This is a genomic window from Lentzea guizhouensis (genome assembly GCF_001701025.1).
In the GTDB taxonomy this organism is placed as follows: Bacteria; Actinomycetota; Actinomycetes; order Mycobacteriales; family Pseudonocardiaceae; genus Lentzea; species Lentzea guizhouensis.
The window spans coordinates 6,609,987-6,631,896 of sequence record NZ_CP016793.1; the positions used below are offsets into that span (position 1 = coordinate 6,609,987).

Genomic DNA, 21,910 nt, shown 5'->3' on the forward strand with positions numbered 1-21,910 from the left:
TTTCCCCCGTTTGGTGCTGTTCGGTCGCGTGGAATAACGCGGAGTGTCATCATTCGGACGGATGAAGGAAACCATCGAAAGTGGGGCTTCCGTACCAGAAATGTGCGTTAAGGCACCTACTCCCACGGTCATCTGACCGACACGTTCGTGTCCGAACCGTCCCTGAACGGCGGATCGTGGGCTGGTGCGAAAGGTGCAAAGGTCAGTTGCTGTTCGGCAGCGAGCGTTCCAACGAACAGGAGCACCAAAGGTATGGCGAGCCCCACTGTGAAGCCGGTTCTGCGCACCGACTACCAGCGTTCCGTCGCCGACTACTGGAACAGGGAGAAGGACCCGGTCAACATCAAGCTCGGCGAGGTCGACGGGCTGTACCACCACCACTACGGGCTCGGTGCGTACGACCCGGCCGTGCTGGAGGCCCCGGCGGAGGTGCGCGACGCGGCGATCATCGCCGAGATGCACCGGCTGGAGACAGCGCAGGCCGAGGTCCTGCTCGACGCGTTCGGCGACGTCCCGTTCGGCGGCCACCTGATGGACGGCGGCTCCGGTCGCGGTGGCACGAGCTTCATGGCCAACGCCCGCTTCGGCGCCCGCATCGACGGGGTCAGCATCTCCGAGCAGCAGGTGGCGTTCGCGAACCAGCAGGCCGTCGAGCGCGGAGTGGCCGACCAGGTGCGGTTCCACTTCAAGAACATGCTCGACACCGGGTTCGAGACCGGGTCGTTCAACGGCATCTGGACCAACGAGACCACGATGTACGTGGACCTCCAGCAGCTCTACGGCGAGTTCGCCAGGCTGATCGCGCCCGGTGGCCGGTACGTCTGCATCACCGGCTGCTACAACGACCTGACCGGTGGCCGGTCGCGGGCGGTCAGCCAGATCGACCAGCACTACATCTGCAACATCCACGCGCGCAGCGAGTACTTCCGCGCGTTGGCGGACAACGGGTTCGTGCCGATCAGCGTGGTCGACCTGACGCCCGACACCATCCCGTACTGGGAGCTGCGGGCGAAGTCGAACGTCGCGACCGGCGTCGAGGACCCGTTCCTGACCGCGTACAAGGAAGGGTCGTTCCACTACCTGCTGATCGTCGCCGACAGGATCTGATGGAGTCCGTGTCTGACATGAAGGACCTCCTCTCCGGGCCGTCCGGGCTGGGCACATCCGCTGCCCGGCTCGGGCGGCCCGAGGCCGTCGCCGTGGTCGACCCCGGCTACGCCGAGCGCCCCTGGGGTGACGGCACCGCGCCGCCGATGTACGTGCCGGTGCTCGAACGCGAGGACGAGCTGCTCGCCGCCGCCGTGGACGAGCGCCTGGTGGCGTGGGCGGAGGGCTGCGGGTTCGAGGAGCCGGAGCGCTTCCTCGGCGGGCGGTTCGGCCGCCTGGCCGTGCTCACCCACGTCGACACCGACGACGTCGAGCAGCTGCTCATCGCCGCGAAGCTCAACGCGGCCTGGTGGGCGGCGGACGACCTCTACGCCGACAGCACCGAGATGGGCGCCGTGCCGGAGGAGCTGCCGCCACGGCTGGCGCTGGCGATGGCCGCCATGGACCCGGTGGCCCCGGCCGCGGAGTTCACCGCCGAGCTGGAGGAGGTGCTGAACGACGACCCGGTGCTCGTCGGCCTGCGGTCCGGCATCGCACACCTGGCGTCGCGCTCCACGGCGACGGTGGTGCAGCGGGTCTGTTACTCCACCTTCGCGATGTTCGTGTCGTGGAGTGCTTACGCGGCGTGGCGGCACACCGCGTCGTACCCGCCCGCGTGGCAGTACCTCGCGACGCGGCAACACGACACGTTCTACACGTCGATGACACTGATCGACGCCGTCGGCGGCTATGAGTTGCCGGCGCCTTTGTACTACGACCCGAGGGTGCGCCAGCTGCTGACCGCGGCGGGCACGGCGTCCGTGGTCGTCAACGACCTGGTGTCGGTGGAGAAGGACGCCGCCGACGAGAAGCCGGTGTGCAACATGGTGCTGCAGATCGAGGCGGACCGGCGGTGTTCACGCGAGGAGGCGGTCGAGCGGACCGTGGAGCTGCACAACCAGCTGGTGCGCGACTTCGAGGCGGGGCACAAGGCGTTGCTGGCGGTGCCGTCGGTGGAGCTGCACCGGTTCCTGAAGGGCGTGAAGGCCTGGATGGGTGGCGGGTTCGAGTGGCACACCACGCACCCGCGCTACCAGTAGCTCACCCGTAGCGGGTGACGATCGCGGCGGCCCGGTCGCGCAGCTTGGTGCGCAACCACTGCGGTGACAGGGCTTCCGCGCTCGTGCCGAGCTGCCACAGCGCCCACTCGGCGTGCCAGGCGTCCTGGAAGGTGGCGGTGAGCCGGTCGTCCTCGGTGGTGACGGTCAACGCGGTGTCGAGGAGCTGACTGCGTTTCGCCGGGTCCAGTCGCAGGGTGACGGTCGTCTGCTCGCCGCCGGTGCGGAAGCGGGTGCCGCGGTCCTGCCAGGCCTTGCCGAGGTCGACGTGCTCCGGGCGGTTCGCGGGGCAGTCGAGCTCCTCGGCCGCCTTGATGCGGGACAGGCGGTAGGTGCGGTCGGCGCCGTCCTTCGTGGCGAGCAGGTAGCCCTGGTCCTTCACGGTGACCAGGCCGATCGGGTCGATGGTGCGCCACTGGGGTTTCTGGTTCTTCGCGGTGTAGTTGATGCGCAGCTTGTGGCCGTTGAAGACCGCGCGCCGGATCTCGGTGACGAGCGCGTCCGGGATCTCCTCTGCCGTGGTGCGGCGTTCGAGCAGGTCTGTGTCGGGGTCGATGAGCAGTCTCCGCGCCTTGCCGGCGGCGGTGTGGCGGTAGCTCTCCGGGAGCGCGTCGGCGACCTTCAACATGGCTGACGCGAGTGCTGACCCGAGCCCGAACACCTGGGCACCCCGGCGTGAGCCGGCGATCAGGAGGGCGAGGGCCTCGTCGTGGTTGAGGCCGGTCAGCTCGGTCTGGAAGCCGGGCAGCAACGCGAATCCGCCGTTGCGGCCGCGTTCGGCGTAGACGGGGACGCCCGCGGTGGAGAGCGCCTCGACGTCGCGCAGGACCGTGCGGGGGGAGACCTCGAGCTCGGCGGCGAGCGCGGTGGCGGACAGCATTTTGTGGTGGCGCAACAGGAGCACCAGCTTCACCAACCGGTCGGCGCGCATGGTTCCGGACCCTAGTGGAATACATGACACAGGATGTCGTGTATTGGTTGCGAGGCTCTTGTTCGTACCGGACGAATGGAGCTGGAAGTGGCAGTGGAACGGACCGCGGTCAACCCGTGGGAGTGGTCGGTGGCGCTCGGGTACGCGCAGGGGGAGGTCGTGACGGGCGCTACGCGAACCCTGTACTGCTCGGGGCAGGCGGCGATGAACGCCGACGGCAAGCCGGAGCACGACGGGGACATGGGGGCCCAGCTGGCGTTGTCGGTGGCCAACCTGGAGGCCGTGCTGGGTGCGGCCGGGATGTCGGCGGCGAACCTGGTGCGGCTGACGGTGTACACGACCGATGTGGACTCGTTGTTCGAGCACTACGGGGTGCTCGCGGGGTGGCTGGGGGCGGCCGGGGTGGCTCCGACGACGTCGATGGTCGGGGTGACGCGGCTGGCCGTGCCGTCGTTGGTGGTGGAGCTGGAGGGCACCGCGGTGGCGTGACGTGAGCGGGCTGCTCGCACCCTGAGGGAGGGGGCGAGCAGCCCGGGGTCGCGGCTCGGCGGGCTCAGGTCAGGCGGCGGCGCAGTTCCGGCAGGAACTCCGGGTCCTCCAGGACGAGCCGGGCGGCGTCCAGCTCGTGGGGGACCGAGGTGTTGGGCTCGCGGTCGAGGAGGTAGCGGATGATCTCCTCGACCAGCGTCGGCTCGTCGGGCTCGACCAGGGCGAGGTCGTCGAAGAAGCCCTCGGACAACACCACGTGGTGCCTGGTCGTCTCGGCGCCTTCGTGCACTTCGGCGGCGTACTCGTGGGCGGCCATCGGCATGATCCGAACGTCCGTGCTCATGCCGGGTCGGCTACCCGAGGGCGTGGGCGGAAAACTCGGTCGGTGATTGCCCGGCGCTGTGCCGGGTACGCCTTTTCCGTGCAGACCTTCCTGCCCTACCCCGACTTCGTGATCACCGCCCGCGTGCTGGACCAGCGCAGACTCGGCAAACAGCGCGTCGAGACCCTGCAGGTGCAGCGCGCCCTCGTCGTGCCTGGACACGGCTGGCGGCATCACCCGGCCGTGAAGATGTGGGCGGGGTACGAGGAGGCGCTCGTGCGGTACGGCGTCGAGATCTGCGCGCAGTGGCGTGCGGGCGGGTACCAGGACACGTGCGAGGCCACCATGCGGGCGGACCTGTCGCAGGCGCGGGAGATCACGGTGGTGCGCACGCAGGAGGAACTGGCGGCGGCCGGGGACCTGCCTGCCTGGCTGGGGGACGAGGAGGTGCACCGCAGCCACCGGTCGGCGCTGGTGAGGAAGGACCCGGAGTTCTACCGGCGGTTCTTCCCGGACGTGCCGGACGACCTGCCGTACGTGTGGCCGCGGTCGGACCGCGAGGTGAGGGTCTGATGCGAGCAGGCCGCAGACCGTGGCCGAGGGCGGCCTGAGGCCAGCCGGCTCGGTCCGCGGACATGAGAGAGCCGCGGACCGAGGTGTGCACCCGCGGTCCGCGGACGGTGGTCGAGGCCGGGCGGCTTGCCGGGGCGTCCGCCGGTGTCGGGGGACTAGTCCGGGGGCTCGCTCGGGTCTTCGGCCGGCTCGGTGTCCGGGACCTGCGGTTCCGGCGTGTCCAGGTCGTCGAGGTCGGGCGTGCCCGGCGAGTGCGGGGCCTCCGGGTTCACGGGATCGGTCATGACGCGTGGTTACCCTGCGCCCCGCCGCTCATTCAGCCCGCCGTGAAGTTGTCCGCCACCTCGGCCTCCAACGCGCGCAACGCGCCGTCGCCGTCGGTGTCGTCCGGGACCTGCAGCTCGACCTCGCTGGTGCCCGCGCCTCCGGGTTCGACGCGCAGGTAGGCGCACTGTTCGTCGTCGCGTCGCCATTCCAGCGCACGCTCCTCCGTGTGCACGACGATCTCGCACGTGCGCAGGGAGGGCGGCAGCCACGCCAGGGCGCGCGTGTCGTCGGATGCGGTGTTGAACACGATGTCGGCGTCGGCTGGCATCGTGCGGGTGGCAGTCATGTGGCACTGGTACCCACCAGAGCGGCTGAATCACCCGCCTGAGCCACTCGATCCGGGCAGCGCGGGCCGACGGGACAGCGCGGCGTCCACGAGAAGTCAGGGCATCGTCCAACCACCAGCCGTCTTGGCGGAGTCCGGGAAGCATGGCGAGAACCGGCGTCGGCCCTTCCAGCAGGTCGAGGTCGATTCCGACCGCCCAGCCGGTCCGGGCTCCGGTGTCCAGAGGGTGAAGGCGTGCCGACAGGGTGGGGACGAGAAGTCGTGGTGCGCCGGGCGTGAACCGGTGCAGCGGCCGAATTCCTATGGGGCGCAACGAGTCGAGTTGCTGGGAGGGGAGCCGTACCGGTTTCGGCGCCCCGGCGGGACGTTGCGGATCTCGACCGTGCCGCACGACGGTGACCCGACGGTAACAGTGTCCACTTAGGACATCGAGTTCACTCTTATGCAGCAACGTGTGCGTGCATGTTCTCGCAGCTCGCGGGGTAATCAGTGATCCCAAACCCCGGTCCCCCGTTCCGGTGAAAGCCCGGACACGTGCGGCCCTGTTCCGGTCGTGAGGAGTGGTTGTGATGGCACACGCGCGTCGGTTGGTTGATGTCCGCACAGGCGACGAGTTCGATCAACCTATTCCTTTCGGTCTGGTGTACCCGATCTGCCTCGCGGACGGGTCGGCGCCGCCGAGCCAGCGCGGGCGCACGTGGGGCGACCTGGTGGCGAGCGACCGCGACCTGCGTCCGGCGTCGTGAAATCCGTGTGAAGGGTCACCCGACCGGGTATTTCCGGTCCGGGTGACCCAGCCGGGCTGCCCTTCTGAAGGGAGCTCGACATGGACATCCGGCAAGGGCTCACCGACGCCTGGCGCGCGGTCGCCACGTTCGTGCCCAAACTCGCGTTCTTCCTGCTGATCCTGCTGATCGGCTTCTTCGTCGCGAAAGCGGTGGCGAAGCTGGTCGACAAGGGGCTGGAACGGGTCGGCTTCGACCGGCTGGTCGAGCGCGGTGGCGTGCAGCGGATGATGGCGCGCAGCAAGTACGACGCCTCCGACCTGATCGCGAAGCTCGTCTACTACGCGCTGCTGCTGATCACGTTGCAGATCGCGTTCGGCGTGTGGGGCCCGAACCCCGTGTCGGAGTTGCTGACGGGTGTCGTGGCGTGGCTGCCGAAGGCGGTCGTCGCGATCGTCATCGTGGTGGTCGCCGGTGCGATCGCCAATGCTGTCAAGGACTTCGTCACCGGTGCGCTCGGTGGTCTGTCCTATGGGCGGGTGCTCGCGAACATCGCGTCGGTGTTCATCTGGGCGCTGGGCATCATCGCGGCGCTGAACCAGATCGGCGTCGCCACCACGGTGACCACGCCGGTGCTGATCGCCGTGCTCGCCACGGTCGGCGGCATCCTCGTCGTCGGTGTCGGCGGTGGCCTCGTCCGGCCGATGCAGCAGCGGTGGGAGGGCTGGCTCGGCCGGGCGGAGGCGGAGCTGCCGCAGGCGCAGGCCCAGGCGGAGGCCTACCAGCGCGGCCGGGAGGACGCGACGCGCAGTCGCACGCCTGCCGAGACCTCGACGCAGGTGATGGCCGAGCAGCAGGTGCCGGCCACGGGCCCGGCGGTGGGTTCGGCTGACCCGGTGCTCGGTGACCCGGCGCCGCCGACGAGCCGTCGCCCGCTCGACGAACGCTGATCGCTTCTTCTCCGAGGCGCGTCCCTTGTCGGGGGCGCGCCTCTTTCGTTGCACGCGCACTTACCCCGCGCACGCTCGGATCGCACGAAAGCTCCCCGCGTGCGGCAGGACAGTACGAAAGGTCCCCGCGTGCGGCAGGAAAGGAGGCGGGGAGTTTGCGTGGGGAGTCAGGCGGGGTGGGGGAGCGTGTTGGTCAGGGGGCGGGTGCCGTGGGCGTGGGCGAGCTGGCAGACCGCCATCAGGCGGACGCCGAGCCAGGACGTGGCCTCGCCGCGCCACGGGTCACCCGCTTCGAGCGCGCTGTCGAGCAGGCCGCGGCCGTAGGAGGCGAGCAGCACGATGGCGGCGACGGTGGCGGACGACTCCACGCCGAGCAGCAGGATGTCGCGCACGGCGGCGGCGTGCTGGTCCACCTCCGCGGCCAGTGCCGGTGTGAGGGCGAGGGTCGTCCAGCCCGCCACCCCGATCCGCTCGGAGAGGTCCGAGATCCACCGCCAGGCGCTGTTCTCGCGCCAGTTCGCCGTCAGCCGCATTCGAACACGGTAACGAAACCGGGTGAAGACCTGGTTTGAGTTCCGGCAAGCCGGGTAACCGCCTCCGGCGCGTCAAGCAGTCGGCGCGGGACCCTCTGCTGTCAAGGTGGCGATGACCGTGTTGCTCGACGATGCCGTGACCTCGGCTCTTTCTCACATCCGCACCGGGTCTCCCGAGCACGTCCGCGAGGACCTGCGCGAGGCCCTGACCTCGACCGGCCCGGTTCCGCGGGAGGCGATCGCCTACGTGGAAGCGGCCGACGAGCACCTGGCGTACGGCGAGGTGATGGAAGCGCGCATGCTGCTGACGGTGGCCCACCGCCTGCTCGCGCCCTCCCCGCTGCAGCCGGCCGCCGTGCAGCCCGCGGTGGTGCTGCCCACCCAGGTCAGTCCACCCACGACACCGATCAGGGTGTGAGCCGCCGTCGTCCTGGGTACTCGAACGTCCGTTCGAGTGAAAGGGGACGATCGTGAACCGCACGCCCGAGAAGGACCCGCAGGACTGGACGACCGGTGACGAGCCGATGACCGGGCCGCAGGAGTCGTACCTGCACACCCTCGCGCAGGAGGCGGGCGAGGAGGTGCCGGGCGAGCTGACCAAGGTCGAGGCGTCGCAGCTGATCGACCGGCTGCAGGAGAAGACGGGCCGGGGCAGCTGAGAGAACTGCCCCGGCCGCACTCCCTCAGCAGGTCAGGCGCGCGTCGGCCCAGTCGGCGTGGTCGAAGTTCCTGCCGTCACCGCCGTCGGTGACCCGCAGGCTCAGCATCCGCACGCCGGTCGTGTCGACCGCGACCGGCCGGGCCGCCTCGCCGCCGCGCACGACGCCGCTGTCGTGCAGCAGCCTGCCGTCGCCGAGCACCTGGAAGCTCACCGAGCCCGGTGACGTGGTCTCGTCGTCGAGGCCGACCAGCGCGTCGAACGCCCGGCAGCCGCGGCCCAGGTAGAGCGAGACCTCGGCGGGCGCGTGCGTGCCCAGCCCCTTGGCGTAGGTGACGCCCGCGATCCGCAACGGCGCGCCGTCACCCGCCGAGGTCTCGCCGTTGGACCGGTCGCGCTCGACCGGGCCCCAGCCGTTCGACTCGCTGACGAACGGCAGGTCGCTCGCGAACGGCGTCCCGGTCGGCACCGGTGGCGGCACGAACGCGCGCACGGCCCGTTCGACGTGGACGGTCTGATGGGCGCGGAACTCGGCGTACACCGGCACGTCCGTGAACCCGGCCGGGCCGCCTGCCCGCACGGTCCACCGGCCGGTGATCGTCTCGCCCGCTTTGAGCCGCTGCCGGGTCACCGGTGCGCCGGTCACCGTCCACCCGGCCGGCGGCGCCGTCGTCAGCACCACGTCGGAGATGTCCGCGGTGCTGGTGAACGCGCCTTCGACGGTGAAGGACGAGCCCTGCGCCACGTCGACCTCGGTGGGCGTGACGGTCAGCGAGGTCGACGGCACCTGCGGAACCGCCTGGTCACAGGTCTGCAGCCCGGGCCGGTAGCGGCAGACGACCGCCGCGAACCCGCCGTTGCGCTGGACCGGCACCTGCAAGGTCTGCCGCGACGACAGCACCTGCCGGTCCCGCGTGACGTCACCGCGCGTGGCCGGGTCGCGGACGGTCTCGACCAGCCACTGACCGTTGTTCAGGAACGTTAGCGGCACGTCGACCGTGCGCGCGTCGGCCGATATCGCGCCGATGAACCAACGCGCGTCCGCACGCCGCGCGACCACCGCGTGCGTGTCCGGGTCACCGCTGATGAGTCGCGTTTCGTCCCACACCGTCGGTACCTGGTTGAGGAACCGCAACGCCTGAGGGTGCCGTTCGTAGGCCTCGGGCTTGTCGGCGAAGTGCGTCCAGCCGGACTCGTAGACCACCGGCAGCGCGACCTCGTGCGCGACCGAGGCCTCACGGGTGCCGACCTCCAGCGAGACCGGCGTGTAGTCCATGGAACCGACGACGTTGCGGGTGAAGAACTGCACCGGGTTGTTGGCGGCGGGCGGGAAGTTCTCGGCGCCGCGCACGCCTTCCATGGTCATGATGTGCGGCCACGTGCGGGCGAGGCCGTGCGGGATCGTCGAGCCGTGGAAGTTCACCATCAGCTGCAGCTCGGCGGTCTTCGCGAGCACCGCGTCGTACCACTGGTAGCGCGCCTGGGAGTCGGACTCCATGAAGTCGATCTTCACGCCCTTCGCGCCCCACTGCTCGACCTTCGGCAGCAGGGTGTCGCGTTCGGCCTCGGTGTCGAGGTTGTTCCAGTGGATCCACAGCAGGATCTCGACACCCTTCGCGCGGGCGTACCTGACCAGCTCCGGCACCCACTCGGCGCTCCAGCCCTCGTCGACGAGCGAGTAGGGCCAGCCGTTGCGGGCGGCGAAGTCGACGTACTGCTTCTGGCGTTCGAACGAGCGCGGGCTGTCGTGCTCGCTCAGCCACGACCACGCGACGTTGCCCGGCCGGACCCACGACGTGTCGGTGAGCTTCGACGGTGACGCCAGGTCGTCGACGAGCGTGGACGTGCTGATCGTGGCCAGGTCGCCGATGATCGCGGTGCGCCACGGGGTCTGCGTCGTGGTGAGCTGGGCGTCGGCCAGCACGACCCGGTAGTCGCCGGTGGTGTGCCGCAACCGGCTGCCGGAGTGCCGTCCGTCCACATCGGACTCGGTGATGAGCACGTGCTCGCCGCCTGTCCGGAACAGCGACGGGTAGCCGAACTCACCGTTCGCCGCGCCCGCCGTCGTGCGCACGCGGTTCGCCTCGTACCAGGCGTTGTAGGGCAGCAGCCAGGCCGGCGCGTCGGCGGGCAGCCGGAACGCGGAGGCCTCCTCGGTGATGGTCACCGGGGCCGGTGTGACGTACCGGTAGGCGACGCCGTCCTGGGCGACCCGGATCTTGAGGTCGAACCGCGCGGCGCCTTCGAACGTCAGCGTCGTCTCGGTCATCACCGCGGCGCGCTGCCGGCGCTTGCCGGTCGTCATCGAGTACCGCTCGGTGACGACCCGGTCCTTGCGGCCGACCATCCGCAGTCCGGAGGTGAGGTCGGCGGTCGTGGTGCGCAGGCCGATCGGAGCGGGCGCCAGGACTGCGCGACCGGCGCGGGAGACGCCGAGGGTGGGGGAGCCGCCGTTGAGCTCGACGGTCGCGGTCAGGGGTGACGGGCCGCGGATCTCCCATCTGTCCGGTGCCGCGATGGCGGGCGCGGGTGAAAGCAACATCAGGGTCGTGAGCGAGGCCAACAGCCTTGACATCGTTGTCAGCTCCCCGGAGTCCGGCGGTGAGAACGCTCTCACCCTGTCGTGCCCTGGGATCACCGGTCAACAGTTCTGACGGCCGCCAACCGGACAGAAATTTGTCCAACGTGAGCGCACGCGGGGAGCTTCCGTACCGTCAGACGGTATGAAAGCTCCCCGCGTGCGGTGGAACGAGAGCGGCAGCGGGCGTGTGGGTCAGCTGCTCGCGACCACTCGAATGGTGTCGAGCTTCGAGTCCGCCGGATCCGGCAGTTCCATCCCCGCCGCGAGCCCGCTCCGCACGTACGCCAGCACCTCCGCCGTGATCACCTCACCCGGCAGCACCGCGGGCGCCCCCGGCGGGTACGGCGTGATCATCTCGGCGGCGATCCTGCCCACCGCCTGGTCCGCCGGCACCTGCTCCACCTCGGCGAAGAACGCGTCGCGCGGCAGCATCGCCGTCTCCAGCTGCAGCTCGTCGGGTGAGGGGAGGTCGACCGGCTTCGGCGTCGGGAGGTCGGCGCCCGTCAACGCGGTCAGCGCCTCGACCAGGACGTCGGCGGTGCGCTGGTCGTCGGCGTGGGTGAACTGGGCGACGATCCGGCGGTGGTCGGAGAGGCCGACCGTGACGCGCTGCTCGGCGCGCAGCCAGTCCGCCGCCTGATAGCCGCTGATGTGCAGGCCCGACACGTCGATGACGATCTTCATCGGGTCGGAGGAGTGCACCAGCCGGTGGAACTCCTCGACCTCCAGACCGGGCAGCGCGGAGATGGCCGCACGGGTCCGGTGGGCGAGGTCCAGCGCGGCCGTCAGCAGGTACTCGCCCTGCTCGACCATGTGCCGCCGCCAGCCGTCCAAGGTCGCGTAGACCAGTGAGGACGGACTGGTCGTGCCGAGCAGGTCCTCGCGGGACTTGAGCACCGCGGCGTCCACGAGGTCGCCCTGCAGGTGGAACACCGAGCTCTGCTCCACCGCGGCGCCCGACTTGTGCACGCTCGTCACGACCACGTCGGCGCCGGCGTCCATGCCCCACGGCGGCAGGTCGCCGTGGAACGGCAGGTGCGCGCCCCACGCCTCGTCGACGATCAACGGCTTGCCGAACGAGTGGCACACGTCCGCGATCGCCTTGATGTCGCCGCACGTGCCGTAGTCGGTGGGCGTGACCAGCAGCATGCCCTTCGCTTCCGGCTCGGCCTCGAACAGCTCGCGCACCTGCTCCGGCGTCGGCGGGTGGCTGAGGTGGCGCTCGGCGTCCCAGCGCGGGCTGAGCCACACCGGGGCGACACCGCTCAGGACCAGCCCGGAGATCACGGACTTGTGCGCGTGCCGGGGCACGATCAGCTTCTCGTGCGGTCCCGCCACCGACAGCATGGCGCTCTTGACCGACAACGAGCTGCCGCACGTGGAGAAGAACGCGTGCTCGGCGTGCACCGCGTCGGCCATCAGCTCCTGTGCCCGCTTGATCACGCCGCCCCGCATCAGCCGGTCGTCCAGGCCGTTGAGGGCGACGACGTCGGCGGTGAAGACCTGCTCGCCCAGCACGTCGAGCACGCGCGGGTCGACGCCGCGGCCCTGGCGGTGACCGGGCGGGGTGAACGGCACGAAGCCGCGGGAGCGGAAGTCCTGCAGTGCCTCGAGCACTGGCGCCTGGCTGTGGTCCATGGTCGGGGAGTAGCCAGGACGGCGGCGCCTCGAACCTCGGGCGTCACGGGGTTTCAGCCACCCCCGAACGGGTAGTCGAAGATCGTGACTCCTGAGCCTGCGACGACGATGACCGAACCGGCGACCGCCCCCGTGGCGACCCAGACGACCTCCCGCTCCAGCCTGCTGGCGAGCTTCGCCGACTACGCGGAGGCGCAGCGGCTGGTCGACCGGATGTCCGACGACGGGTTCCCGGTCGAGCACGTGCGGATCATCGGCGACGGCGTGCGGACCGTCGAGCAGGTGACCGGCCGGATGACCCGCGCGAAGGCCGCGTTGTCGGGTGCCGCCGGCGGTGCCTGGTTCGGTGTGCTGATCGGGTTGCTGTTCGGGCTGTTCACGTCCGGGGTCGCGTGGGCGTGGATGTTGTTGCTGAGCCTGGTGATCGGTGCGTTCTGGGGCGCTGTGTTCGGGTTCGCCGCGCACTGGACCACGCGGGGCAAGCGGGACTTCTCCAGCGTGATGACTCTTGAGGCGCGGCGCTACGACGTGCTGGTCGACGGTGCGCACGCCAGCAGGGCCAGCAAGTACGTTCTCCGATAAGCCGTTGGCCGTGTCCCTAGTATCGGGGCGTGGCCACCGAAACGAGTGGCAGGCTCCGTGCGTTGCAACGGGCCCTGGCCGCACGACCGAACGAACCCGTGCTGTTCGCCGACCTCATCCGCGAGGTCTGGGGCGAGGCGCCGCCCGCGGCGCCGCTGCCCGCGTTGCGGACGCTGGTGAAGCGGCTGCGGCAGTCCATTCCGGACGAGATCGTCACCGACGTGTCCGGCTACCGGCTGAAGGTGCGCACGCCGGGACCGTGCCAGCTGCCCGCCGACCTGCCGGACTTCGTCGGGCGTGAACACGAGCTGGAACGCCTGGAGCGCACCGGTGAAGGCGTCGTCTCGATCACCGGCGCACCCGGTGTCGGCAAGACGGCGCTGGCGGTGCGGCTCGCGCACCGGTTGCGGGAGAAGTACTTCGACGGCCAGCTGTACGTGAACCTGCGCGCGTTCGCCCCCGGTCCGCCGGTGACGGTCGAGCAGGCGCTGAGCGGGTTCCTGCGGGCCTTGGGCGTGTCGCAGGTGTCGATCCCGGCCACGCTGGACGCCCAGCGGGAGCTGTACCTGGCCAAGCTGGAGGGCAAACGGGTGCTGGTGGTGCTCGACAACGCCGCCGAGGACCTCATCGAGTCGTTGCTGCCCACCCGCCCCGGCTGCCTCGCGATCGTCACCAGCCGCCACGACCTGCCCGGCCAGCTCCGCCTGGACGTGCTGTCCGACACCGCCGCCCACGACCTGCTGCTGACCATGCGGGTCGGCGGCACCGCGGAGGAACGCGCCGAGCTGGTGCGGCTGTGCGCGCACCTGCCCCTGGCGTTGCGCATCGCCGGGGCGAACGTCGCACACGGACACATCGAGGACTACCTGACCGAGCTGCGCGGTGACCGGCTGGACGTGCTGGAGATCGACGGCGACACCGCGGTGCGGTCCACGTTCGACCTGTCCTACCGGGCCCTGCCGGCCGGGACCAGGCGGGTGTTCCGGCTGCTCGGCCTGCCGCCCGGTGCGGACATCGGCCTCGACGCCGCCGCCGCGCTCGCCGGGCGTGACCCCGAGCGGGAGCTGGACGAGCTGGTGCGGGCAGGGCTCGTCGACCAGGTCGGTGCGCGGTACCAGATGCACGACCTGATCAAGCTGTACGCGGCCGCCACCGCGGACGAGGCCGACCAGGCCGGCCTGCTGCGGATGCACGGGTGGTACCTGCGGGCCGCGTTCGCCGCCGTCAGCCTGTCGACGCCGGAGAACGGGCTGCTGACCACTCCCGACCTCGACGGGCCGACGCCGGAGTTCGCCGGGCGGGACGAGGCGGCGGCCTGGCTCGAGGAGGAGCACGCGAACCTCATCGCCGTCGCGCTCACGGCTCCGTCGCCGTACGCGCAGCAGCTCGCCGACGCCATGCGGGTCTACCTGCACGTCGGCCGGTACGAGACGGACAAGGCGCTGGTGTTCCACGCGGGCCTGCGCGCCGCGCGGGCTGCCGGTGACCGGGCCGGGCAGTGCGCGGCGTTGCTGGGCCTCGGCATGTCCGGCTGGTCGCGTGGCGAGTACCGCGACGCGCTCGAGCGGTACGCGGAGGCGTTGGAGTGCGCCGGCACCACCTCCGCGACCGCCCTGATCAAGAACGCGGCCGGGATCGTGCACCTGGAGCTCGGGGAGACCAGGCAGGCGGGGGACTGCTTCGCCGAGTCGCTCCGGTTGCGGCGCGACCTGGGCGACGAGCGCGGGATCGCCGGAGCGCTGATGAACCTCGGCCTGTCCTTCGGGGCGAGGGGTGAGCTGCGCCAGGCCGCGGAGCACATCCAGGAGTGCCGGGTGATCGCCGCCCGGCTCGGGCTGCACTTCCAGCTGGCGCTCGCGCTCGACAACCTCTCCGTCGCCTACTTCGAGCTCGGTGAGCTCGACCTGGCGCTCGCCACGAGCATCGAGTCGGTGCGGTTGCACCGCGACAACACGCAGCAGCGGGCGCTCGCCAACGCACTGGCCAGCCTGGCGCGCATCCACGCCGAACGCGGCGAGACCGCCGACGGACTCGCCGCGGCGCAGGAGTGCTTCGAGGTCGCGGAGGAGGCCTCCCACCCCAAGGCACGGATCGACGCCCTGGTCGCGCTGGCCGTGCTGGAACCGGACAAGGCCGCCGAGCACGCCGGTGCGGCGGTCGAGCTGGGCCGCAAGATCGGTTACGGGCCCGGTGTGATCACCGCGTCGATCCTGCTCGCCCACGCCACGTCGTCGCTGGAGCTGATCGACGAGGTGCTCGGCACCATCGAGGAGACCGACAGCTTCATGGACCACTCGCGGGCGTTGCTGGCACGTGCGCGCATCACCGGGTCCGTGGCCCTGGCGCGGGAGGCGTTGGCGGCGGCGGAACACCGCGAGCAGGCGAAAGTCGTTTCCGACGCACAGGAGCTGCTTGCCACACTGGCCCCGTGACGGACGCGGGGACGTACTTGGGCCAGGGCTGGGACAGCACGGCGACGCTCGTGGACGAGCGGTGGGTGGAACGTCGGCCGAAGCGGGCCGAGGTCGAGGTGTACCTGCGCCGCGAGCTGACGGTGATGCCGTGGCTCGCACCACTGCTGCCGTTGCCCGTCCCGGTGCTGCGGCTGGTGTCGGCCGACCCGTTCGTGGTGCGGCACGAGCTGGTGCCCGGCGGGGAGCTGGAGACGCTGAACGCGGTGCAGGGCAAGCAGTTGGGCGAGTTCCTGCTGGCGCTGCACGCGGTTGCGGTGGCCGACGCGGTCGCGCACGGCGTCGGACCCGCACCGGTGCCGCTGGACCGCTTCCGCGCGGAGGTCCTGCCGCTCGTGCCCGACCAGGCCGGCCTGCTGGACGCGGTCGCGGCGGCACCGTTGGACACGCTGGTGCACGGGGACCTCGGGCCGGAGCACGTTTTGGGGCGTGACGGCGTGCTGACCGGGGTGATCGACTTCGGCGACGTGCACGTCGGTGACGCGGCGATCGACCTCGCCTGGGCGCTGCACTCGACACCACCGGAGTTCGCGGACGCGCTCGCCGCGACCTACGGCGTGACGGCCGAGCTGCGGGAGCGTTCGCTGCTGTGGCATCGGATCGGGCCGTGGTACGAGGTGCTGTTCGGCAACGACAACGGCGACCCCGAGATGGCCGAGAGCGGTCTCACAGGCATCAGGAACCGGAGTAGCTGGTTCTGATTTTGGGTATCCCCGGCACAACGAAACGCTGGGAGGAAACATGCCTTGGGTTCAGCGGCACCGACGTCGCACGCCGTACAGCTGGTTCCGCAGCACCACGGTTCGCAGCCACTACCGCAGGCGCCCCCTCAACGCCTGGTTGCCGATCGCGGTCGTGGTCCTGCTCATCGTGCTGCTCATCGCCATCTTCTGATTCTGAGCAGGCGTTTTCTTCTGAGCAGTGTTCTTCTGGGCAGGTATGGTCGGGGCATGGGTCAGTTGGGTGAGTTGTTCCCCGGACGCAAGCTCCGCAGCGAGGCGGGCGACTCCGGTACCGGTGAGGACTTCGAGGAGACAGGTCCCCTCGACCTCACCACCGGGGTCGTCTCGCTGAGGCCGCGCCCCAAGTCGCAGCCCGCGCCGGACACGTCCGCGCCCGAGAACCCAGAGTCCGAGAGCGACGGGTGATCACGGGTACTACCCTTGGCCGGTGCTGGTCGGTCTGCTCGTCGTGGTTCCTGCTCTGTTCTTCGTCGTCGGGGTGGTGCGTGACCGGCGCAGGCTGGGCAACGCCATCTGGCTCGGCGTCACCCTGGTCCTGTTCCTGCTGCTGCTCGCCGAGGCGGGCCGGGACAACCCGGCGGTGAGCCTGCCGTTGCTGCTCGCGTTCACGCTGGCGGTGTTCGGCCTGTTGCTCCTGCCCCTGGCGTTGCTCGCCAACGGCGTGGTGATGATCAGGCGCGAGGGCCGGTCGCCGGGCAACCTGCTGTCGTTCCTCGCCGGACTCGCGCTGCTCGGCGAGATGGCCTACTTCGCGTGGGGCATCACCCAGCCCAACGACTGGGTCCGCGGCAGTGCGATCGGCCTCTTCCTCGTCTCCGCCTACATCGCGTTCCTGTTCGTGAGCCTGCTGCTCTACTCGGTGATCTACGGCCGCACCGGCCGCCGCACCGGGTTCGACGGCATCGTCGTGCTCGGCGCGGGCCTGATCGGTGCGAAGGTGCCGCCGCTGCTCGCGAACCGGCTGAACCGCGCCCTGCGGTTGTACCTGCGCGAGCGGGAGGCCGGCCGAACGCCGGTGATCGTGGTGACCGGCGGTCGCGGCCCCGATGAGGAGGTGTCGGAGGCGCTCGCGATGAAGCGGTACCTGCTGGAGCGCGGGGTGCCCGAGGCCGACGTGGTGCTGGAGGACCAGGCGACCACGACCGACGAGAACCTGCGCTACAGCAAAAAGCTGCTCGTCGAACGCGGCCTGACCGGACGGGTGGTCGCGGTGACGAACAACTACCACGTGTTCCGCGCCGCGGTGCTGTCGCGCTCGCACGGGCTGCGGATGCAGGTGATCGGCGCGCCGACGGCCTGGTACTTCGTGCCGAGCGCGTTCATCCGCGAGTTCGTGGCCCCTGCTGGCGCAGAACCCGTGGGTGCACGCGCTGGCGGGCGCGGTGCTGATGGCGGCGGGCGGGCTCGCGCTGACCCAGATCGGGTAGCACGAGCCCGTTCGCGCTACCTGGTCTTCAGCAGGTCCTTCATCTCCGCGATCTCCTGCTGCTGGCCGTCGATGATGGCCTGGGCGAGCTTCTTCGCCTCAGGGTCCCGGCCGTCCTCCAGCTCGGTGCGAGCCATCTCGACCGCACCCTCGTGGTGCTCGACCATCATCTCGAGCCACATCTTGTCGAACTCGGCGCCGCTGGCCTTCTCCAGCTTCGTCATGTCGTCCTGGCTCATCATCCCGGCCATGTCGTGACCGGCGTGTGCGCCGGGCTTCTCGCCCCACTTCTCCAGCCACGCGGTCATCTGCGTGATCTCCGGGTCCTGCGCCTCCTCGATGCGTTGGGCGAGCCGGCGGACCTGGTCGTCGCTGCTGCGGTCGGGCACGAGCCTCGCCATCTCCAGCGCCTGCTCGTGGTGGGGGACCATGCCGCGGGCGAACGTGACGTCCGCGGCGTTGTTCGTGTTCGTGGAGCTGCACGCGGCGATGAAGAGCATGCCGAGGACAGCCCCGATGAGGGACTTCTTCACGGTTGGGTTCTCTCTGCTTTGTAGACGGTGCTGCCTGGACGGTGCTGTGTGGACTGAGCCCGTCAGTTCCTGAGCACGCAGAGAGTCGTGAGGAGTGTTCGGCCACCCGGTGGCGGGCGTTGCGGGGTGCCCGGCGGTGCGGTCCGGACGACCGCCACGAGCCGGGGGAGTGCGGTCCTGACCAGGAACCACACGAACAGCACGACCGCGGCGGCGACCAGGACGGCCACGCACAGGTGGAGGGCGTCGTGCTCGTGCGGTTGCTGCTGGTGGGTCACCGTGTGCACGTCGTGCGGGGGTTCCGCTGCTGCGACGTGGTGCATGCCGACGACCGCGAACACGAGCGCGCACAGCAGCACCCACTGGGTGAACCGGCGGCTCGTCATGTGAGCCACCGTACCGCTGGCGCTCCTTGATACCCATACCCCCTAGGGGTATTCTTCAGTACTGACGGAGGAGGACTAGATGGACCACGCACCCGTGAGCCTGACCCGGCAGGCCGTTTCCGCGACCCTGCACTGCCTCACCGGCTGTGCGATCGGCGAGGTGCTCGGCATGGTCATCGGCACCGCGCTGGGCTGGGGCAACCTGGCCACCATCGCGCTGGCCGTGGCGCTGGCGTTCCTGTTCGGCTACTCGCTCACCATCCGCCCGGTCCTGCGCTCCGGCCTCGCCTTCAAGGCGGCCGTGGGCGTCGCGCTGGCCGCCGACACCGTCTCGATCGCCGTGATGGAGGTCGTCGACAACGCGGTGATGCTGCTGGTGCCGGGTGCGATGGACGCGGGCCTCGCGAACTGGGTGTTCTGGGCGGCGCTGGCGTTCTCGCTGGCGGTCGCGTTCGTGGTGACGGTGCCGGTGAACCGGTGGATGATCGCGCGCGGCAAGGGCCACGCGGTCGTGCGCCAGCACCACCACCACTGAGCCAGGTGAGGGGCGCGGCGGCCGGGTGTTGGCCCCGGCCCGCCCCTCGCTGCTGGTCCCTGCCGTCGTTCGCACGATCCTGGAATCCGCAGCTCAGAGGCGTTCGAAGCGCATGACCCAGTTGGTCTCCCAGGTCTGCCCGCCGTCGTAGGAGAACGCCTGGCGCCACTCTGGTGCCTCACCGGCGGTCCAGTCGAACCGCAGCTTGACCGCGTGTCCGCCGACCACGTCGTCACCGAAGAACACCCCGTGCCCGTCGGTGAAGCGACCCTCCAGCGGCGGGTCGAGCTTGCCGGGAGCGCGGCTCGAGGCCCACCAGATGCGCCAGACGTCGTCGGCCGGGTCGTACTGCCGCAGCGTCATGCCCTCCCAGTCCGCGGCGCGGATGGTGTCGATGTTCGCGCCGCCGCCGAGCACCGGCCTGGCGTCGGACTCGGACTCGAACTCGACCCACTCGGTGCCGCGGCCGGGGATGTCGGCGATCTTGCGGTTGAGCACGCGCCAGCGGCCGTGGAAGAAGTCGAAATCGTTCTCGCTCATGGGACGGACACTAAATCGATACCACTGACAGGGAATGTCAGTGATCGAGTATTGACGCAAAGGTCTGGACCATTTTACCGTTCCGGCAGTGGCCGCCGCCCTAGCCAGGAGGTCCTTCCCTTGCGACTGCTCGCCAGAGTGGTCCCGGTGCTAGCTCTGCTAGCCGGGACCGTGATAGCTGTGACCAACGCGCCGACCGCAGCCGCAGCCCACGAGGACTGCCGGCCGGACGGGCTGTACAAGACGCCGGGCGTCGACGTTCCCTACTGCAGCGTCTACGACACCGCCGGCCGCGAGACCATGGGCCCGGACAAGTCCCGCCGGGTGATCGGGTACTTCACCAGCTGGCGCACCGGCAAGAACGGCCAGCCGGGGTACCTCGCCAAGGACATCCCCTGGAGCAAGGTCACCCACCTCAACTACGCGTTCGCGCACATCGACGCGCAGAACAAGATCTCGGTGGGTGCGCCGGACGCGAACAACTCCTCGATCGGCATGGAGTGGCCGGGCGTCGCGGGTGCCGAGATGGACCCGTCGCTGTCCTACAAGGGGCACTTCAACCAGCTCACGAAGTTCAAGAAGCAGAACCCGAACGTCAAGACGCTGATCTCGGTCGGCGGCTGGGCGGAGACCGGCGGCTTCTTCAACGCCGACGGCACGCGCAACGCGTCCGGCGGCTTCTACAAGCTCGGCCAGTCGCAGGCGGCGATCGACACGTTCGCCGACAGCGTGGTCACGTTCCTGCGCCAGTACGGGTTCAACGGCGCCGACATCGACTACGAGTACGCGACGTCGAACAACCACGCCGGCAACCCGGACGACTTCTGGATCTCCAACGCCAACCGCGGCACGCTGTGGGCCGGCTACCAGGCGATCATGAAGACGTTGCGCGAGAAGCTCGACCGCGCCGGTGCCGCCGACGGCAAGCACTACCTGCTGACCGCCGCCGTGCCCGCGTCGGGCTGGCTGCTGCGCGGCCAGGAGACCTACCAGGTGGTCAAGTACCTCGACTACCTCAACGTCATGAGCTACGACCTGCACGGCGCGTGGAACCACTTCGTGGGCCCGAACGCCGCGCTGTACGACGACGGCAAGGACGGCGAGCTCGCGGCCGGCGGCGTGTACACGGCGCCGCAGTACGAGGGCATGGGCTATCTGAACACCGACTGGTCCTACCACTACTACCGCGGTGCAATGCAGGCCGGCCGGATCAACGTCGGCGTGCCGTTCTACTCACGCGGCTGGCAGGGCGTCACCGGTGGCACGAACGGCTTGTGGGGCCGCGCGGCCCTGCCGAACCAGTCGCAGTGCCCGCCGGGCACCGGCACCTCGGTCGGCTCGACCACTCCGTGCGGCAACGGCGCGACCGGCGTCGACAACCTGTGGCACGACGTCACCGCGGGTGGCGCCGAGGTGCCGTCCGGCGTGAACCCGCTGTGGCACACCAAGAACCTGGAGAACAAGATCACGGGTTCGTACTCGGCGCAGTACGGCCTCGACCCGGCCAACGACCCGGCCGACCGGATCACCGGCACCTACTCGCCGTTCTACGACAGCACGATGCAGTCGCCGTGGCTGTGGAACAACGACAAGAAGGTGTTCCTCTCCACCGAGAACGAGCAGTCGATCGCGGCCAAGGCCAAGTACGTGCGCGACAAGGGCCTCGGCGGCATCATGATCTGGGAGCTCGCCGGTGACTACAAGTACGACTCCGTGAAGAAGGAGTACTTCATCGGCGACACGCTGTTGTCGACGATCAACACCGGCCTCAACGGCGCCGCGCCCTACGGTGCGTCGAAGGCCGTGACGCAGCAGTCGCAGGTGCTCGCGGTCGACGTGGACGTCCACGGCTTCGCGCTGGGCGACAACAACTACCCGATCACGCCGAAGATCAAGTTCACGAACCGCTCGAACGTCACCATCCCCGGTGGCACGAAGATCGCGTTCGACTACGGCACCAGCGCGCCGGGCAGCATGGCCGACCAGTCCGGGTTCGGGCTGAAGGTCGTGTCGAAGGGCCACAGCGGGCCGAACGTCGGCGGCTTGAAGGGCGACTTCCAGAAGGCGGAGCTCGCGCTGCCGTCGTGGCAGTCGCTCGCACCGGGCGCGTCGATCGAGATGACCGTCAGCTACCAGCTGCCGATCTCGACGCCGTCGAACTTCGTGTTCACCTTCGGCGGCCAGTCCTACGCCATCTCGGCCGACCACCCGCGCATCGGCGGCGGCACCCCGCCGACCTCGACCACCACCACCACGACCACGACCTCCAACCCGCCGGTGTGCGCGCTGCCGGCGTGGGAGCGGGCCAAGGTCTACAACGGTGGCAACGAGGTGTCGCACAACGGCCGCAAGTGGCGGGCCCAGTGGTGGACGCAGGGTGAGGAGCCCGGCTCCACCGGTGAGTGGGGCGTCTGGCGTGACCAGGGCGCCTGCTAGCAGCAAGTGATTCGTCCGGCGCGGGTCTTGGGTGGTTGTCC

At 69.9% G+C, this 21,910-nt stretch carries 24 protein-coding genes and 1 pseudogene; 15 read left to right on the forward strand and 10 right to left on the reverse strand.

What is annotated here, in order from left to right; translation table 11 throughout:
* Positions 1 to 252: 252 nt before the first annotated feature.
* Positions 253 to 1,107, forward strand: coding sequence for a geranyl diphosphate 2-C-methyltransferase (locus BBK82_RS32015; protein ID WP_065918326.1), 855 nt, complete (start codon positions 253 to 255; stop codon positions 1,105 to 1,107).
* Positions 1,108 to 1,124: 17 nt separating this feature from the next.
* A complete protein-coding gene (locus BBK82_RS32020) occupies positions 1,125 to 2,186 on the forward strand; it encodes a family 2 encapsulin nanocompartment cargo protein terpene cyclase (RefSeq protein ID WP_237047685.1) in 1,062 nt (353 codons plus the stop codon).
* A gap of 1 nt (position 2,187) precedes the next feature.
* Here the strand turns inward: BBK82_RS32020 and BBK82_RS32025 are convergent, their stop codons facing one another.
* Positions 2,188 to 3,135 carry a helix-turn-helix transcriptional regulator gene (locus tag BBK82_RS32025; protein WP_065918328.1) on the reverse strand — a complete coding sequence of 316 codons (948 nt, stop codon included), beginning with the start codon at positions 3,133 to 3,135 and terminating at the stop codon, positions 2,188 to 2,190.
* Between the two features lie 93 nt (positions 3,136 to 3,228).
* Here BBK82_RS32025 and BBK82_RS32030 point away from each other — a divergent pair, with 93 nt between their 5' ends.
* Positions 3,229 to 3,624 (forward strand): RidA family protein, encoded by a 396-nt coding sequence (locus BBK82_RS32030; protein WP_065921503.1) that lies wholly within the window; start codon positions 3,229 to 3,231, stop codon positions 3,622 to 3,624.
* Between the two features lie 64 nt (positions 3,625 to 3,688).
* On the opposite strand, the gene BBK82_RS32035 is transcribed toward BBK82_RS32030, so the two are convergent.
* Positions 3,689 to 3,967 carry a hypothetical protein gene (locus BBK82_RS32035; RefSeq protein WP_065918329.1) on the reverse strand — a complete coding sequence of 93 codons (279 nt, stop codon included), beginning with the start codon at positions 3,965 to 3,967 and terminating at the stop codon, positions 3,689 to 3,691.
* A gap of 78 nt (positions 3,968 to 4,045) precedes the next feature.
* On the opposite strand from BBK82_RS32035, the gene BBK82_RS32040 reads away from it, so the two are divergent.
* The gene (locus BBK82_RS32040) at positions 4,046 to 4,519 is read left to right on the forward strand and encodes an MSMEG_6728 family protein (RefSeq protein ID WP_065918330.1); all 474 of its coding nucleotides are present in this window, start codon (positions 4,046 to 4,048) and stop codon (positions 4,517 to 4,519) included.
* A gap of 155 nt (positions 4,520 to 4,674) precedes the next feature.
* Here the strand turns inward: BBK82_RS32040 and BBK82_RS55865 are convergent, their stop codons facing one another.
* Positions 4,675 to 4,803, reverse strand: coding sequence for a hypothetical protein (locus BBK82_RS55865; protein WP_257785395.1), 129 nt, complete (start codon positions 4,801 to 4,803; stop codon positions 4,675 to 4,677).
* 32 nt (positions 4,804 to 4,835) lie between these two features.
* Complete coding sequence (locus tag BBK82_RS32045; protein ID WP_071812716.1) at positions 4,836 to 5,132, reverse strand: hypothetical protein; 297 nt, start codon at positions 5,130 to 5,132, stop codon at positions 4,836 to 4,838.
* A gap of 826 nt (positions 5,133 to 5,958) precedes the next feature.
* On the opposite strand from BBK82_RS32045, the gene BBK82_RS32055 reads away from it, so the two are divergent.
* A complete protein-coding gene (locus BBK82_RS32055) occupies positions 5,959 to 6,807 on the forward strand; it encodes a mechanosensitive ion channel family protein (RefSeq protein WP_065918333.1) in 849 nt (282 codons plus the stop codon).
* Between the two features lie 167 nt (positions 6,808 to 6,974).
* Here the strand turns inward: BBK82_RS32055 and BBK82_RS32060 are convergent, their stop codons facing one another.
* The gene (locus BBK82_RS32060; RefSeq protein WP_071812717.1) at positions 6,975 to 7,340 is read right to left on the reverse strand and encodes a DUF6401 family natural product biosynthesis protein; all 366 of its coding nucleotides are present in this window, start codon (positions 7,338 to 7,340) and stop codon (positions 6,975 to 6,977) included.
* 112 nt (positions 7,341 to 7,452) lie between these two features.
* Here BBK82_RS32060 and BBK82_RS32065 point away from each other — a divergent pair, with 112 nt between their 5' ends.
* Both BBK82_RS32065 and BBK82_RS32070 read left to right on the forward strand, forming a co-directional pair.
* Positions 7,453 to 7,758 (forward strand): hypothetical protein, encoded by a 306-nt coding sequence (locus BBK82_RS32065; RefSeq protein WP_065918334.1) that lies wholly within the window; start codon positions 7,453 to 7,455, stop codon positions 7,756 to 7,758.
* 106 nt (positions 7,759 to 7,864) lie between these two features.
* Positions 7,865 to 7,999: a DUF3072 domain-containing protein gene (locus BBK82_RS32070; protein ID WP_082373616.1), complete on the forward strand. Its 135-nt coding sequence runs from the start codon at positions 7,865 to 7,867 to the stop codon at positions 7,997 to 7,999.
* 24 nt (positions 8,000 to 8,023) lie between these two features.
* On the opposite strand, the gene BBK82_RS32075 is transcribed toward BBK82_RS32070, so the two are convergent.
* Both BBK82_RS32075 and BBK82_RS32080 read right to left on the reverse strand, forming a co-directional pair.
* A complete protein-coding gene (locus BBK82_RS32075; RefSeq protein WP_065918336.1) occupies positions 8,024 to 10,573 on the reverse strand; it encodes an NPCBM/NEW2 domain-containing protein in 2,550 nt (849 codons plus the stop codon).
* A 198-nt stretch (positions 10,574 to 10,771) separates the two neighbouring features.
* Entirely contained in the window at positions 10,772 to 12,217 is a 1,446-nt protein-coding gene (locus BBK82_RS32080) for an aminotransferase class I/II-fold pyridoxal phosphate-dependent enzyme (protein WP_065918337.1), read from the reverse strand.
* A gap of 84 nt (positions 12,218 to 12,301) precedes the next feature.
* Between BBK82_RS32080 and BBK82_RS32085 the strand changes: the two genes are divergently transcribed.
* The 6 genes and pseudogenes from BBK82_RS32085 to BBK82_RS54675 form a co-directional block, all read left to right on the forward strand.
* On the forward strand, positions 12,302 to 12,799 hold the full coding sequence (locus BBK82_RS32085) for a YflT domain-containing protein (RefSeq protein WP_237047686.1): 498 nt from the start codon (positions 12,302 to 12,304) through the stop codon (positions 12,797 to 12,799).
* Positions 12,800 to 12,828: 29 nt separating this feature from the next.
* Positions 12,829 to 15,231, forward strand: a complete 2,403-nt coding sequence (locus tag BBK82_RS32090; RefSeq protein ID WP_154697620.1) for an AAA family ATPase — start codon at positions 12,829 to 12,831, stop codon at positions 15,229 to 15,231.
* Positions 15,228 to 15,971, forward strand: a complete 744-nt coding sequence (locus BBK82_RS32095) for an aminoglycoside phosphotransferase family protein (protein ID WP_065918340.1) — start codon at positions 15,228 to 15,230, stop codon at positions 15,969 to 15,971. Before BBK82_RS32090 ends, BBK82_RS32095 begins: the two co-directional genes overlap by 4 nt.
* 40 nt (positions 15,972 to 16,011) lie before the next feature.
* Complete coding sequence (locus tag BBK82_RS51895) at positions 16,012 to 16,164, forward strand: hypothetical protein (RefSeq protein WP_170067997.1); 153 nt, start codon at positions 16,012 to 16,014, stop codon at positions 16,162 to 16,164.
* A gap of 56 nt (positions 16,165 to 16,220) precedes the next feature.
* Complete coding sequence (locus BBK82_RS32100; RefSeq protein ID WP_065918341.1) at positions 16,221 to 16,418, forward strand: hypothetical protein; 198 nt, start codon at positions 16,221 to 16,223, stop codon at positions 16,416 to 16,418.
* 334 nt (positions 16,419 to 16,752) lie between these two features.
* Positions 16,753 to 17,283 (forward strand): annotated as a pseudogene (locus BBK82_RS54675) (YdcF family protein); the annotation flags it as partial.
* Between the two features lie 173 nt (positions 17,284 to 17,456).
* Here the strand turns inward: BBK82_RS54675 and BBK82_RS32110 are convergent.
* Together BBK82_RS32110 and BBK82_RS32115 are read right to left on the reverse strand one after the other, a co-directional pair.
* Complete coding sequence (locus tag BBK82_RS32110; protein WP_065918342.1) at positions 17,457 to 17,972, reverse strand: DUF305 domain-containing protein; 516 nt, start codon at positions 17,970 to 17,972, stop codon at positions 17,457 to 17,459.
* Positions 17,973 to 18,034: 62 nt separating this feature from the next.
* Positions 18,035 to 18,358 (reverse strand): hypothetical protein, encoded by a 324-nt coding sequence (locus BBK82_RS32115; RefSeq protein WP_237047687.1) that lies wholly within the window; start codon positions 18,356 to 18,358, stop codon positions 18,035 to 18,037.
* Positions 18,359 to 18,437: 79 nt separating this feature from the next.
* Here BBK82_RS32115 and BBK82_RS32120 point away from each other — a divergent pair, with 79 nt between their 5' ends.
* On the forward strand, positions 18,438 to 18,893 hold the full coding sequence (locus BBK82_RS32120; RefSeq protein WP_065918343.1) for a DUF4396 domain-containing protein: 456 nt from the start codon (positions 18,438 to 18,440) through the stop codon (positions 18,891 to 18,893).
* A 93-nt stretch (positions 18,894 to 18,986) separates the two neighbouring features.
* On the opposite strand, the gene BBK82_RS32125 is transcribed toward BBK82_RS32120, so the two are convergent.
* On the reverse strand, positions 18,987 to 19,433 hold the full coding sequence (locus BBK82_RS32125) for a hypothetical protein (RefSeq protein WP_065918344.1): 447 nt from the start codon (positions 19,431 to 19,433) through the stop codon (positions 18,987 to 18,989).
* Positions 19,434 to 19,613: 180 nt separating this feature from the next.
* Between BBK82_RS32125 and BBK82_RS32130 the strand changes: the two genes are divergently transcribed.
* Positions 19,614 to 21,869, forward strand: a complete 2,256-nt coding sequence (locus BBK82_RS32130) for a glycosyl hydrolase family 18 protein (protein WP_237047688.1) — start codon at positions 19,614 to 19,616, stop codon at positions 21,867 to 21,869.
* The last annotated feature ends 41 nt before the right edge of the window (positions 21,870 to 21,910 follow it).

Coding starts and splice junctions, on each gene's coding strand:
- BBK82_RS32015 (WP_065918326.1), top strand. CDS start 253: ATGGCGAGCCCCACTGTGAAGCCGGTTCTGCGCACCGACTACCAGCGT.
- BBK82_RS32020 (WP_237047685.1), top strand. CDS start 1,125: ATGAAGGACCTCCTCTCCGGGCCGTCCGGGCTGGGCACATCCGCTGCC.
- BBK82_RS32025 (WP_065918328.1), bottom strand. CDS start 3,135: ATGCGCGCCGACCGGTTGGTGAAGCTGGTGCTCCTGTTGCGCCACCAC.
- BBK82_RS32035 (WP_065918329.1), bottom strand. CDS start 3,967: ATGAGCACGGACGTTCGGATCATGCCGATGGCCGCCCACGAGTACGCC.
- BBK82_RS55865 (WP_257785395.1), bottom strand. CDS start 4,803: ATGACCGATCCCGTGAACCCGGAGGCCCCGCACTCGCCGGGCACGCCC.
- BBK82_RS32045 (WP_071812716.1), bottom strand. CDS start 5,132: ATGACTGCCACCCGCACGATGCCAGCCGACGCCGACATCGTGTTCAAC.
- BBK82_RS32055 (WP_065918333.1), top strand. CDS start 5,959: ATGGACATCCGGCAAGGGCTCACCGACGCCTGGCGCGCGGTCGCCACG.
- BBK82_RS32060 (WP_071812717.1), bottom strand. CDS start 7,340: ATGCGGCTGACGGCGAACTGGCGCGAGAACAGCGCCTGGCGGTGGATC.
- BBK82_RS32065 (WP_065918334.1), top strand. CDS start 7,453: ATGACCGTGTTGCTCGACGATGCCGTGACCTCGGCTCTTTCTCACATC.
- BBK82_RS32070 (WP_082373616.1), top strand. CDS start 7,865: ATGACCGGGCCGCAGGAGTCGTACCTGCACACCCTCGCGCAGGAGGCG.
- BBK82_RS32075 (WP_065918336.1), bottom strand. CDS start 10,573: ATGTCAAGGCTGTTGGCCTCGCTCACGACCCTGATGTTGCTTTCACCC.
- BBK82_RS32080 (WP_065918337.1), bottom strand. CDS start 12,217: ATGGACCACAGCCAGGCGCCAGTGCTCGAGGCACTGCAGGACTTCCGC.
- BBK82_RS51895 (WP_170067997.1), top strand. CDS start 16,012: ATGCCTTGGGTTCAGCGGCACCGACGTCGCACGCCGTACAGCTGGTTC.
- BBK82_RS32100 (WP_065918341.1), top strand. CDS start 16,221: ATGGGTCAGTTGGGTGAGTTGTTCCCCGGACGCAAGCTCCGCAGCGAG.
- BBK82_RS32115 (WP_237047687.1), bottom strand. CDS start 18,358: ATGACGAGCCGCCGGTTCACCCAGTGGGTGCTGCTGTGCGCGCTCGTG.
- BBK82_RS32120 (WP_065918343.1), top strand. CDS start 18,438: ATGGACCACGCACCCGTGAGCCTGACCCGGCAGGCCGTTTCCGCGACC.
- BBK82_RS32125 (WP_065918344.1), bottom strand. CDS start 19,433: ATGAGCGAGAACGATTTCGACTTCTTCCACGGCCGCTGGCGCGTGCTC.